General features: G+C 68.7%; 13 protein-coding genes. All 13 read right to left on the bottom strand.

All coding sequences use genetic code 11. From position 1 onward, the window contains the following. Positions 1-199 precede the first annotated feature (199 nt). The 13 genes from R9B84_RS06165 to R9B84_RS06105 all read right to left on the bottom strand — a co-directional run bounded on the left by R9B84_RS06165 (position 200) and on the right by R9B84_RS06105 (position 11853). Entirely contained in the window at positions 200-823 is a 624-nt protein-coding gene (locus R9B84_RS06165) for a type II secretion system protein (protein ID WP_423759598.1), read from the bottom strand. Further along, on the bottom strand, positions 820-1209 hold the full coding sequence (locus R9B84_RS06160; protein ID WP_048251286.1) for a type II secretion system protein: 390 nt from the start codon (positions 1207-1209) through the stop codon (positions 820-822). The genes R9B84_RS06165 and R9B84_RS06160 overlap by 4 nt, the downstream gene beginning before the upstream one ends. A gap of 9 nt (positions 1210-1218) precedes the next feature. Beyond that, the gene (locus tag R9B84_RS06155; protein ID WP_423759597.1) at positions 1219-1776 is read right to left on the bottom strand and encodes a type II secretion system protein; all 558 of its coding nucleotides are present in this window, start codon (positions 1774-1776) and stop codon (positions 1219-1221) included. Between the two features lie 3 nt (positions 1777-1779). Continuing rightward, on the bottom strand, positions 1780-4095 hold the full coding sequence (locus R9B84_RS06150; RefSeq protein ID WP_423759596.1) for a secretin N-terminal domain-containing protein: 2316 nt from the start codon (positions 4093-4095) through the stop codon (positions 1780-1782). Beyond that, entirely contained in the window at positions 4096-4719 is a 624-nt protein-coding gene (locus R9B84_RS06145) for a hypothetical protein (protein ID WP_423759595.1), read from the bottom strand. Continuing rightward, complete coding sequence (locus R9B84_RS06140) at positions 4716-5282, bottom strand: hypothetical protein (protein ID WP_423759594.1); 567 nt, start codon at positions 5280-5282, stop codon at positions 4716-4718. The genes R9B84_RS06145 and R9B84_RS06140 overlap by 4 nt, the downstream gene beginning before the upstream one ends. After that, positions 5279-5809 (bottom strand): hypothetical protein, encoded by a 531-nt coding sequence (locus R9B84_RS06135; protein WP_423759593.1) that lies wholly within the window; start codon positions 5807-5809, stop codon positions 5279-5281. The genes R9B84_RS06140 and R9B84_RS06135 overlap by 4 nt, the downstream gene beginning before the upstream one ends. Further along, positions 5806-6708, bottom strand: a complete 903-nt coding sequence (locus R9B84_RS06130) for a hypothetical protein (RefSeq protein WP_423759592.1) — start codon at positions 6706-6708, stop codon at positions 5806-5808. Before R9B84_RS06130 ends, R9B84_RS06135 begins: the two co-directional genes overlap by 4 nt. Further along, positions 6689-8410: a GspE/PulE family protein gene (locus R9B84_RS06125; RefSeq protein WP_423759591.1), complete on the bottom strand. Its 1722-nt coding sequence runs from the start codon at positions 8408-8410 to the stop codon at positions 6689-6691. Before R9B84_RS06125 ends, R9B84_RS06130 begins: the two co-directional genes overlap by 20 nt. An 18-nt stretch (positions 8411-8428) precedes the next feature. Next, on the bottom strand, positions 8429-9631 hold the full coding sequence (locus R9B84_RS06120) for a type II secretion system F family protein (RefSeq protein ID WP_423759590.1): 1203 nt from the start codon (positions 9629-9631) through the stop codon (positions 8429-8431). A gap of 55 nt (positions 9632-9686) precedes the next feature. Then, the gene (gene gspG, locus R9B84_RS06115; protein ID WP_423759969.1) at positions 9687-10094 is read right to left on the bottom strand and encodes a type II secretion system major pseudopilin GspG; all 408 of its coding nucleotides are present in this window, start codon (positions 10092-10094) and stop codon (positions 9687-9689) included. Between the two features lie 224 nt (positions 10095-10318). Next, the gene (locus tag R9B84_RS06110) at positions 10319-10993 is read right to left on the bottom strand and encodes a response regulator (RefSeq protein WP_423759589.1); all 675 of its coding nucleotides are present in this window, start codon (positions 10991-10993) and stop codon (positions 10319-10321) included. A 191-nt stretch (positions 10994-11184) separates the two neighbouring features. Next, complete coding sequence (locus tag R9B84_RS06105) at positions 11185-11853, bottom strand: SCO family protein (protein WP_423759968.1); 669 nt, start codon at positions 11851-11853, stop codon at positions 11185-11187. Positions 11854-12001 lie beyond the last annotated feature (148 nt).

The raw sequence follows: 12001 nt of genomic DNA, 5'->3' as shown, positions 1-12001 counted from the left end.
GGGGGCTTGCTGCCCTGGCCGGGTGCGCCTCGCCGGCCGCCCCTAACCGGGCGTCCCTAGCCGGGCACCCCTAACCGGGCGTCCCTTTCTTCATCACCGTTCATTCGTCGGCGCTCCACGCCGGTTTGTGCGCGATGCCCAGTGCGGGCATCGCGCTTTTTTTGCGCGCACGCCGGGACGCGCGGCGACCGGCCGCCCGTCAACGCAGGCCGGACGGCGCCCGCCCCGGCAGGGAGCCGCCCGCGAACCCGGACAGGCTCGGGAAGCTCGCCGCCTGGGCAGGCGCGGCCGCGGACGCGGACACCGGCGCCGCGTCGCTGGCCGGCAGGATGAGGCCGGGTGCGAGGTACAGAAACTTCCACTTGCGGTAGGTCTCCTCGCCCTCGAAGTCCATGTACCGCAGCGGGAATCCCGCCCGCTTGACCGTCGCCTGATCCGAGTTGCTGTATACGCCATAGAAGCGATCGTCCCGCCACAGGAACGCCCAGTCGTTCTGTGCGGTAATCGGATCCGGATAGGCGCGGCGCAGATGATGCGCCGGCTTGACGAACCGGTTGTCGTCCAGCAGGTCATCGACCGTTTGCGGGTACACGCGCGCCAGACGGTAGTAGCGGACGATCGCCTTGCGGTACTGATCGCCGGCGAACAGCAGTTGCCGCTCCTCCTCGCGGCGCCGTTGCAGCGACCAGACATCCAGCGCCCCTGCCAGTGCGATCGACATCAGCATCAGTGCGATCAGCAGCGCCAGCAGCACGAGCCCGCGCTGACGCGCGGCACGCGGGCGGCCGCGCATCGCGCGCGCCGTCCGGCCGGCCCGGCTCATTTCGCCGCTCCGGCCGCGCTCGGCGGCGCACCCTGCGGGCTGCTCGCCGGCACCACGTCGTAGACGCCCGGCTTCGACTCGTCCGGCGACGCGACCGCCGCCCATTTGTCGTCGCCATTCACCGGATCGAGCGGGACCGAACGCAGATAGTGCTTCGCGACCAGTTCGTCGAGCGTGTCCGGGTACTGGCCGTTGTCGCCGTAGTACTGGTCGATCGCATTGCGCATCACCGCGATGTTCTGCTGCCGGACCTGTTCCTTCCCGCGCTCGATGCTGTGCATGTAGCGCGGCACGGCCAACGTCAGGAGCAGGCCGATGATGGCCATCACGACGACGATCTCGATCAGCGTGAATCCGCGGGACCTGCGCGTGCGAGCGTGTTTCATGTTGCACCGTCACCATTGTTTGTACGGGATGCCGTTGATGCCGACGACCGCGGATTTCGACGTCACGTCGAACACGTCCTTGCCGGCCTCGGTGCTCCCGGACGTATCGCCGGCCGGCGGACCGCCGGCCGCGGGATCCAGCGGCGTGCCGTAGGCGCGCACGTCCCAGGTCTCCTCGGCGGGCGTGTCGGGATCGCCTGCGAAGAACGGATCGCGCGGCACCCGACGCAGGAACATCAGCAGCCCGCCCTTCGGATCCCGGGCGTTCTTCACGCCGGTCACCAGCACGGCCAGCGACGGCGGATAACCGGACGCTTCCGCTTCCTTTTCGATCTGCCCCGCATCGCTTGCGTCCTTGTACGCGTCGAGCGCGGTGCGGATCTCGCGCAACGCGACGCTCAGCTCGTGCTCCTTCTGGCGCTGCACGACCAGTTCGGAAAACGGCATGACCGCGAGCGCGAGGATCGCCACGAGCGCGAGCGTGATCACCATCTCGATCAGCGTGAAGCCACGCTGCCCGGGACGGCCGGTGCAGCCGCTGCGCGTCGTGCCGGTCCGGGTAGCCACGGTTCAATTCCCGTTCTGAATCGGGTGAAGCGGGTTATCGCTCGGGATATCGCCCGCCGGCATCTGCAGCGTCGGAGGCGGCGTCGCTGGCGCTGCTGGCGCGGCCGGTGCAGCCGGTGCAGCCGGTGCAGCCGGCGCGGCAGCCTGCACGGCCGGCGACGCCACCGGCGTCACGGTCGTGCCCGGGGCCGGCGCTGCTTCGTTGCCCGCCGGCCCGGCCGCCTGCGCCGCACCATCCGCGGGTGCCGCGCCCGCCGCGGGCGCGGGCAGCGCGGGCTGCGGTCTCGCGAAACGCCCGCCGTACGGTTCGGGCGGCGGCGTCGTGCGAGGCGCGGCAGGCATCTGCCCGAACGCCCCGCTCTCCGGCGACGGCTGCGCGCGGGTCGCCGCCGCCTCCAGCGGCGACGGCGCCCTGCCGCCCGTGGTGCCGCCGCCCACGCTGCCGGGCACCGGCTTCGTCGCGGGCGTCGCGGCCGTTGCCGCGGCATCTTCCGCGTTCAGCGCCACCGGATCGAGCCGCAACTGGTCGGCGTGCACGTTGACGTCGGTGCCCGACCACACTTCCTGCGTGTCCGCATCCGCCGCGACCTGCGGCCGAACGATGTGCGGCGTGATCTGCAGCACGATCTCGGTCTTCTTGTGATCGCCTTCATGATCCGAGAACAGGCGGCCGAGCACCGGCAGTTGGCCGAGCCCCGGCACCTTGTTCGCGTTGCGGCGGTCCTCGTCCGAGATCAGCCCGCCCATGATCTGGGTTTCGCCGTCCCGCAGGCGCAGGCTCGTCGACGCGCTGCGCGTGCCGATCTGATACGCGAGCGAGTTCAGCCCTTGCGAATTGCTGCTCTGGATCGTATTGGTGATGTTGCTGACCTCGAGATTCAGCTTGATGCCGACGTCGCCGTCGCGATAGACCTGCGGCTCTACCTCGAGCTTGATGCCGACGTCGAGGTACTGGATCATCTGCGTGAACGACGGGCCGCTCGTGCTCGGCGTGCTCGAACTCGAGATCACCGGCACCTTGTCGCCGATCATGATGCGCGCCTTCTCCTTGTTGCGCGTGCGGATGCGCGGGCTCGCGAGCAGGTTCGCATCGGTGTCCGTCAGCTTGAAGTCCGCGGTGGCGGACAGGCCGCTGACATTCAGCGCATTGACCGGCAGATGGTGCAGCAGGCCCCAGGTATTCGCCGTGCTCGGCGTCGATACCGTGAACGAGTTCGGCCAGTTGATGCCGAGCTGCGACATCCGCTCGTGCGACACTTCCAGCACCTCGACCTCGAGCATCACCTCCGGCTCCGGCAGGTCCTGGGCCGCGATCATCTCGTCGGCGACCTTGATCATGTCCGGCGTGCCGCGGATCGTCACGGTGTTCGCGTGCTCGTCGATCACGGCCTCCTTCACCTTCAACAGGCTCTTCAGCAGCGACTGGACCTGCTTCGCGTCGACGTTCGACAGCTGGAACGTGCGCACCTTGAGCTCCTGGTATTCGAGCTCCTTCGCGGGCGTCGCCGGGTAGATGAACAGCGTGTTGGCGTTCATCTGCTTCTTGTCGAGCTGGTTCTGCAACAGGATCATGTCGACCGTGTCCTGCAGCGACGCGTTCTGCACGAAGATCGTCGTCTTCAGGTCGGCCCGCACGTCGCGGTCGAAGATGACGTTCAGCCCCGACGTCCGCGACAACGCCTCGAACACCATCCGCACGTTCGCGTCGCGGAACTGCAGCGACACCGGCGTGCGCATGATCGACGAAGCGGCGAGCTTGTCGTCCCGTTCCGAGTGCTGCTGCCGGCGCTTGTCGTCGAGTTCCGATTGCATCCGCTCGGCCATCGTATTGGACGGATCCTCGACCAGCACGCGATGCACGCGTTCGGCCGCCTGCGCGTACGAGCCGCGCTTCATCATGCGGTCCGCTTCCTGCAGGATCGCCAGATGCTTGCGGTCCTGCTCGATCATCGTGCCGATCCTGCGGGCGCGCTCGCTCGACGGATCGAGCTGGGTCGCCATGTAGTCGGACCGGGCCGCATCGTCGAACTGGTTCTGCTTGCGGAACTGGTCGGCGTTATCGAGCAACTGGTTGACTTCGGCGTCGCGCGCGTGCAACGCGTCGATCCTCACCTGCGCGTTGGTCGGATCGTCGTGAACGTTCGGCACATGCGCGCAGCCGCCGCACGCGAGCAGCGCCACGGCGATCGCCAGCGCGCGTTTCGTCGCGATCCGGCTCGCCGGCGCGTGCCGGAAATCGAACGGCGTGAAGGGCGAAAGGCATGTCGATGGGCCGCTGTCCCCGGCGCGGCACGCACCCCGTGTGCATGAGGTTTTCATCTACTTTTCCCTTGGAATGGCCACCACCTGCACCTGGTTCAGCGGCAGATAGGTCAGCACCACGTTCGACTCCGAAACCGACTCGACGCGATACTGGCCATCGATCACGTCACCTGGCGAAACGATCAGCAACTGATCGCCGTTGCTGAGAAACACATGCGGCTTCGCCGCCTTGGCGTCCTGCTCGCCGACATAGGTGAACGGGACCGGCGGCGCCGACGGCGGCGCCGGGCGCGTGTCGGGCAGCGTCGGCACTACGACGGGCGGCGGCGGCAGCCATGACGACGCGGTGAACGGGTCGTGCGCCGCTTCGATGGACACCGGCGCACGCAACGCGGCGAGCTTCTCCTGCGGCGTCGCCGCTGCCGCGCCGGCCGACGCAGGCCGTGGCGCGGACACGGACGCGGACGCGGGCACCGCGGCGTGCGCCGCAGCCGCATGCGCGGCGGTCCGCGCCGGCGGCGTATGCCCGCCGTCGCGATGCAGGCCGCCGAATGCCGGGACCGGCGCCGGCTGCTGCATCGCCGCGACCATCACGCGATACCCGGCGCCGGCAACGAGGACGCAGCACAGCGCCAGCGCGATGCGCCGGTGCGACGCGGGCTTCATGACGGCGGAAATCATGGCTGGGCGCTCCGGTAGATGAGCTCGAAGCGCACGCGCGCATCGAGGATGTTGCTGCCCACCGCAGGGCGCTCGACGTGGATTTCCTGCAGCGCCGCGTTCGGCACGTTGTTGAGCACCGACGCGAGAAATTGCCGGATCGCGCCGTACTGGTCCTTGACCGGCAGCAGCACCTGATAGCGCGCGAAGTGCGCGCCCGACTCGGTCGTCACCTGGTACTCGGCGGAACCGAGCGTCAGATGGCTGTCGCGCGCCTGCGCGAAGATCGACGCGATGTCGTCCGCGCTTTGCGAGAACCGCGGGAACAGCTCGGGCAACGTGTCGAGCGCCACCGCGTCCGCCTGCGCGCTGTGCACCGCGACCGGACGATGGCCGTGCGTCGCCCGCACGACCCCGGCCGGCGCCTGCATCGCGCGCGTATCGGCTTCCAGGCTGGCGATCGCCGCGACCGCGATGGCCGCCGCGCCGATCATCAGCAGGCCGACGAGTCCCGGCAGACCGAAGGCGCGCCGCAACTCGAAACGCAGCGTGGCCAGGCGGTCCGTCAACCGATCGGTTTTCATGACGTCCTCCAGACGGCCGTGATCTGGAAACGCACCGGCTTGCCCGGCACGTTGTCCTCGACGAGATGACCGTTGAGCACCGCTTCGCGCAGCACGACGCTCGTCTGCAGATACTTCAGGTACGCGATCATCGCGTCCGGATTCTTCGCTTCGGCCGTGATGCGGATCTGGCCTTGCGCCGGGTTCTGGTCGATGCCGATCAGCGCGACGTCATGGTCGGGATAGTCCTCGACGAGCGCGAACAGCGTCTGCCACGGCACGGTCAGTTCGCGCAGCACCGCCTGGCTCTGCTTTTCCGCGAGCTTCGCGGCCGCCGTCGGCGCCGGCTTCACGACGTGCCGCTGCGCGAGCGTCCGATGCTCGGCGGCCTCCGCGTTCGCCCGCGCGCGGTCGTTCTCCGCATAGGCATGCCACAGCCATGTGCCGCACGCGGCGCACAGCAGCACGGCGACGCCCAGCAGGATCACCCCGCTCGTCCCGGTGCGGGCACCGCGCCGGCAAAAGTCGATATCGAGCATCGGCATCATGGCGCGTACTCCATCAGCCGGCTCGCGGGCGAGCCGGCGAGCGCCGGCCCCGGCAGCCGTACCGCGGCCGCGAATCGCGCATCGAACGGCGCGAAGTCCGTGTCGATCCCGGTCAGATAGACCGGGCAGTCCTCGCACTTCAGGCCGGCCCGCGTTGCCGAACGTTCGAACAACTGCTCCGCGAGTTCGGCCAGCCGCGACGCGTCGCCGGACTCGCCGGGAAAGAGGCGTTGCGCATCGTAGGCGGCCCAGCCGCCTCGCTCGATCATGACCGCCTGCATCAACGCATCGGCGACGACAATCAGCAGCCCATCGGCGCCGGCTTTCACCGCGATGCGATTCAGCGTCTCCGGAAGACCCGATCTCAGGCTGCGGATGCGGACCCGGGCGGATGCCCCCGCGTCATGGATGCCGTCGTGCAGCGTGCGCGACAGCGCGCCGGCGAAAAGCGCGCGGCCGCCCTGCTGCACGCAGAAGCGCACGACCAGCGATGCACCGTCGATCCCGTATGTGTCGGAGAAATGGGCGAGCACGATTTCTTCGAGTTCGCGCATGCGCAACGCGCGGAAGTCGCCGCGCAATATCGCGTGGTGGCACCAGAAATCGTCGAGCACGACGTGCGCGCCGCGCGTCGGCGACCTTGGGCCGCGCGCCTGCCCTTGCGTGGCGGCGGCATCGGCCGCGCCGCCGGGTGTCGTGCCTGTCGCGGCCAGCGCGGCGCGCAGCGCGTCGAGCACGCCCGTCTCGCTGCCGAACTGCGCGTCGGGAATCGCGACGCTGACCGGATCGGCGGCGAACGCGCGCTTGCGCGGTCGCCACAGTGCGGGCGAACGGACGCCGACGACGATCTCGCGCGTCCCGACGCCGATCGCAAGCGGGTTATTCAACCATCGTGACACGATTGATCTCCTCGAGCGTCGTTTCGCCGCGCCGCACCAGCTCGATTGCCGCCGATCGCAACGTCGTCATCCCGTGGCGCAGCGCCGCCGCCTTGATGTGCCCGAGCGGCGCGCGCTCCGACAGCAGTTGCCTCAGCTCGTCGTTCATGCGCAGCGCCTCCGCGATCGCACGCCGGCCGCGATAGCCGCTGCCGCGGCACATCGCACACCCCGTGCCGCGACGAAACAGGTAGCTGCCGGCCGTACCCGGGTCGATGCCCGAGCGGGCGAGCGCATCCGCGTCCACCGCGTCCTCGGCCAGGCAATCCGGGCAGCACTGGCGCAGCAGCCGCTGCGCGATCACGCCGTTGAGCGCGGAGACGAAGCTGTACGGATCGACCTCCATGTTCGTGAAGCGGCCGATCACGTCGAACACGTTGTTCGCGTGCACGGTCGTGAACACCTGGTGGCCGGTCAGCGCGGCCTGCACGGCGATCTGCGCGGTTTCCGGATCGCGGATCTCGCCGACCATGATCTTGTCCGGGTCGTGCCGCAGGATCGACCGCAGCCCGCGCGCGAAGGTCAGGCCCTTCGCCTCGTTGACCGGAATCTGCAGGATTTCGCCGAGCTGGTATTCGACCGGATCCTCGATCGTCACGATCTTCTCGAGACCGTTGTTGATCTCGGTGAGGATCGCGTAAAGCGTCGTGGTCTTGCCGCTGCCGGTCGGCCCCGTGACGAGCAGCATCCCGTACGGCATCGACGCAACCGAGCGCATGAAGCGCGTGTCGCCCGGCTGGAAGCCCAATGCCTCGAGCGTCAGGCCGCCCGCGGCCTGGGACAGCTGGTAGCGATCGAGTATCCGCAACACCGCGTCCTCGCCGAACTGGTTCGGCATGATCGACACGCGGAAATCGATCTCGCGCCCGGCGTACATCGCCTTGAAGCGCCCGTCCTGCGGAACGCGGCGCTCCGCGATATCGAGCTCGGAGATCACCTTCACGCGGGACAGGACCTGGTCGGCGACATCCCGGCCCTCGACGCGGCCCACCACGGTGAGCACGCCGTCGACCCGGCACTTGATCATCAGGCCGTTCGCGCGGCATTCCAGGTGGATGTCGCTCGCGAGCATCTTGAGCGCGTCGTAGATCGTCGAATTGAGCAGGCGCACCACCGGACTGTCGTCGCTGCTGATGCCCTGCAGCGTCAGCGCGAGCGACGCCGGATCGGGCGCGTTCTGGATCGGATCGTCGAACGCGAGCGAGTCCATCGCGCGGATATCCTTCTCGCGCACGGTCAGATACGCGTTGAGGTCCCCGGCGCTCGCGAGCGCCCAGCCGTACGGTATCGCCGGCCGCGCGCGCATCCGGTGTTCGACCCAGCCGCGCGTGCGTGCATCGAGCGGATCGGCGATCGCGAACAACCGCGCATCGCCGCCGTCGGGATCGCGGAAGCACACGCACAGGCGCGCCGTCGCGTCGACGAACGGCACCGTGTCGAAATCCGGCTCGAGGCGGCCCAGCTCGCGCATCCCGATCGGCTTCATCCGGAATTGCGCGGCGAGCTGCGCGCGCATCTCGTCCGCGCCGAGCGCCGTCTGCGCCATCAGCACTTCGAGTGCGCGAATGCCGGAGCCGTGCTGTTTGCCGAGCGCGCGCAGGACGTCGCGCAACGCGGGGCCCGCGTCGGGGAAGTCTTCCGGTGGGGGGGTGACGGTATCCACGCGTGTCTCCAGTGCAGCCTACTGAATGCTCGACGCGATCTCGAAGATCGGCAGGTACATCAGCACGACGATGCCGCCGATCACCACGCCGATCACGATCATCATCGCGGGCTCGATCAGTCGCGAGATCAGATCGATCGTGCGCGACACCTGTGCTTCCTGGAACGCGGCGATCCGGTCGAGCACGGGCCCGAGGCCGCCGGTTTTTTCGGCGACCGTCAGCAGGCGGTAGCCGATCGCGTTCGCGAGGCCGGCCTGCTGGAACGCATCGGAGATCCGCGCGCCATTGCGGACCTGCTGCAGCGCGCCCGCGAGCGCGGCCTGGTCCGCGCGGCCTACCAGGCCGCGCGCCAGATCGAATGCGCGAACGGCGGGAATGCCGCCGTCGACCAGCATCGCCGTCGTGCGATAGAACTGGGACTGGCGAAACACGCGGAAATGCTGCCCGATGCCGGGCAGCGCCAGCAGGCGATCGGCGATCCAGATCCGCAGCGCCGGCCGGCGCAGCGCAACGCCGGTTGCCACGGCCAGCACCGCAAGCGCGGCCGCCAGCCCGGCGCCGTGCGCATGCACCATGCCGCCCCACGCCATCAGCAGGCGCGACATCAGCGGCAGTTCGCGGCCGCTGTGTTCGAGGAGCGACGCGAACCGCGGCACCACGAAGCCGAGCAGAAACAGCACGACGGCCGCGCCGACGAACAGCAGCACCGTCGGATAGATCGCCGCCGACACCACACGCGCGCGCAGCTCGTGGAGCGTCGCGCTATTGCGCGAGTAACGGGTCAGGCTGTCGGCAAGGCCGCCGGTCTGCTCGCTCGCCTTCACGCACGCGACCAGCACCGGCGGGAAGATCGGGCTCGCGTGCTCGAGCGCCGCCGACAGCGACTGCCCCTCCTCCAGTTGCCGCAGCAGGTCGCGATACACCTGCGCGGACGCTTCGCGCCGCACGTTGCCGCCGAGCGTGCGCAATGCGTCGACCACGCCGACGCCCGCGTCGAGCAGCGCCGCGAGCTCGCGCGCGAACATCGCGACGTCGAACCGCGCGCCCGGCATGCCGAACCGGCGCGCGCCGCGCCGCTGCCGCCGCGCGTCGGTGCTCACCGACACGACGCGCAGGCCGCGCGAGCGCGCGAGCGCCGCTGCGGTTGCCGGCGAATCGCTGTCGAGGCGAAGCGTCTGGACCGAGCCATTCGTATCGAAGACACGCAGCACGAACTTCACGTCGACTCTCCTTGCTGACTGCTCACGACAGGCACGGCCGCCGGGCCGCGCCGCCCTACCACGACGAGATCGTCACGTTCTCGCCGGTGCCGCCGCCGCGCCCGTCCTTGCCGAGCGAATACAGGTCGTAGTCGCCGTGCTCGCCGGGCGAGCGATACTGGTACGGACGGTCCCACGGATCCACCGGAACAGCCTTCTGCAGATACGGGCCGCTCCACCGCGGCGCGCTCTGCGGCTTGTTGACGAGCGCATCCAGCCCTTCCTCGGTCGTCGGATAGAAACCGACGTCGAGCCGATACTGATCGAGGGCCTGGCCGAGCGACACGATCTGCGCGCGGGCGATCTTCACGTTCGACTTGCCGACCTGTTCGAAATACCGTGGCGCGACGAGCCCCGCCAGCAACCCGATGATGACCATCACGACGAGCAGCTCGAGCAGCGTGAAGCCGCGGCTCGCGCGCATGCGGCGAGCGAGCCCGCCGCCCTGCCGTGGATGCTCCGGCACGCCGAGCCGGATCGAGGACAATTCGTCGCGCACGGCTTTCTCCCTGTATCGCCTGCCGCTTCAGCACCGCTGAAGCCGTTGATTGCATTCTTGTTCAGGGCGATACGCGTCAGAAGTAGGGAGGGCCGTCCATCGACATGGGTAGATCCCCCCCAGTTGCGCCATGGCGCGATGGAGGGTTTTCACACACGGTCGTCGTCGGTCAGCGCGAGCACGCCGATGTCGATCGCGAAGTGGACGAGGCCGGTCAGGTTCACGATGCCGAGCTTGCGCATCAGGTTCGCACGATGCTTTTCCACCGTTTTCGGGCTGAGCTGCAGGCACTCGCCGACCTGCCGGCTCGTGTGCCCCTCGACGACGAGGCGCAGCACCGTGCGCTCGCGGGTCGTCAGCGCACTCCACAGGCGCGCCTTGTGCGCGCTCGCCTCGCGCAGCCCCTGCAGGCCGGCGCGGGCCCGATACGCGTCCAGGCTGATCACGCACTTGCCCTGCATCACGAAGCGCATCTCGCGGACCAGGTCGGCGAACGACGAATCCTTGACGACGTAGCCGTCCGCACCGGACGCAAACGCCTCCCTGACGTTGTCTTCGCTGCGATGGACGGTGAGGACGATGATCCGCGTACGCGGCGCATCGCGCTTGATCGCGGCAATCGCTTCGAAGCCGCTGCCGCCCGGCATCGACAGATCCATCAGGATCAGGTCGGGCAGCGTCTGCGCGGCGAGACGGCAGGCCTCGAACCCGCCGCTCGCCTCGCCGACAATGCAGTAGTCGTCCAGCTCGGACACCATGTGGCTGAGACCGAGCCGCAGCAGATGCTGATCCTCGACGATCAGCACGCGATGCTTCTTGTCCAATTTCGACGCTCCCTGACGGATGCGTTGCACCTAGTGCAGTGTTCGGCGCTAATCGGCACTTATGTGCTGCGCCTTCGCGCCCGTGGCTGCGTTGCAAATCCTCGCGATGCCACTGGGCATCGCTGCGGTTTGCGCCTTGCCACTAGCACGAATCCGCGGGCACATCAGCACCGCTTGGCACCGGACATGCACTAGTTGGAAGCGACGACGTCGCGATAGGCCGCGAGCAGTTCGGTCGGCGTCGCGAAGCCGTCGATGCGCAGCCACGGCTGGCCGGGTGCGGCCCGCATGAACGTCACCGGCGTGTGAGCCATCTTGTCGCCGCGAAAGACGTTGAACGCGCGCTGCGCCGCGATGCTCGCCTCGACCGTGCCCGTGTAGTGCTGCCATTCGGGCCCGGCTTCGAAGTGCGCGGCATAGGCCTTGAGCCGCTCCGGCGTGTCCTGCTCCGGATCGATCGAGATCGACACGATGTGCACCTTGTCGCGGTCGGGGCCCAGCTCACCCTGCAGCCGCTCGAGCGTCTGGCTGATCATCGGACAGATGGTCGTGCAGGTGGTGTAGATGAACGTCAGGATCACCGGCCTGCCGTCGTCCACTTCCTTGACCAGCGATACGGTCTTGCCGTCGTCGCGCACGAGGTCGACCGTCGGCAGCGTGTATTGGGCCGTCGTGTGCATCGTGCCCGGCATCACGACGTGATGCATGTGCATGCCGGCTGCGGTCGCGGTCGCGGCGGTGCTTGGCGCGGTGCTTGGTGCGGTGTTTGGCGTGGCGTTTGGTGCGGTGTTTGGCGCGGCGTTTGGCGCGGTGTTTTCCGTGGCGTCCCCGGTGCTGCTTTCCGCGGCTTTTCCGGGCATGCTTTCGGGTGCGCTTTCGGCGGCATTCTCGACCGCGCTCCCGGCAGCGCCATGCGCGTCGTGCTCCATGACGTGCCCGACGGCGTCCGGCATCGCGTGGTCGCCGGCATTCATGGCAGCGCCCGGCATCGCGTTCTCGCCGGCATTC

This window comes from Burkholderia sp. NLJ2 (assembly GCF_049487195.1).
Classification (GTDB): domain Bacteria; phylum Pseudomonadota; class Gammaproteobacteria; order Burkholderiales; family Burkholderiaceae; genus Burkholderia; species Burkholderia pyrrocinia.
Note: the sequence above shows the minus strand (reverse complement) of the source record. Positions and strands in the feature narration are given on the sequence as shown.

Excerpts from the sequence above, each read along its gene's own strand:
- R9B84_RS06160 (WP_048251286.1), bottom strand. The coding sequence starts at position 1,209 with ATGAAACACGCTCGCACGCGCAGGTCCCGCGGATTCACGCTGATCGAG.
- R9B84_RS06145 (WP_423759595.1), bottom strand. The coding sequence starts at position 4,719 with ATGATTTCCGCCGTCATGAAGCCCGCGTCGCACCGGCGCATCGCGCTG.
- R9B84_RS06135 (WP_423759593.1), bottom strand. The coding sequence starts at position 5,809 with ATGATGCCGATGCTCGATATCGACTTTTGCCGGCGCGGTGCCCGCACC.
- R9B84_RS06150 (WP_423759596.1), bottom strand. The coding sequence starts at position 4,095 with ATGAAAACCTCATGCACACGGGGTGCGTGCCGCGCCGGGGACAGCGGC.
- R9B84_RS06105 (WP_423759968.1), bottom strand. The coding sequence starts at position 11,853 with ATGCCCGGAAAAGCCGCGGAAAGCAGCACCGGGGACGCCACGGAAAAC.
- R9B84_RS06140 (WP_423759594.1), bottom strand. The coding sequence starts at position 5,282 with ATGAAAACCGATCGGTTGACGGACCGCCTGGCCACGCTGCGTTTCGAG.
- gspG (WP_423759969.1), bottom strand. The coding sequence starts at position 10,094 with ATGCGCGCGAGCCGCGGCTTCACGCTGCTCGAGCTGCTCGTCGTGATG.
- R9B84_RS06165 (WP_423759598.1), bottom strand. The coding sequence starts at position 823 with ATGAGCCGGGCCGGCCGGACGGCGCGCGCGATGCGCGGCCGCCCGCGT.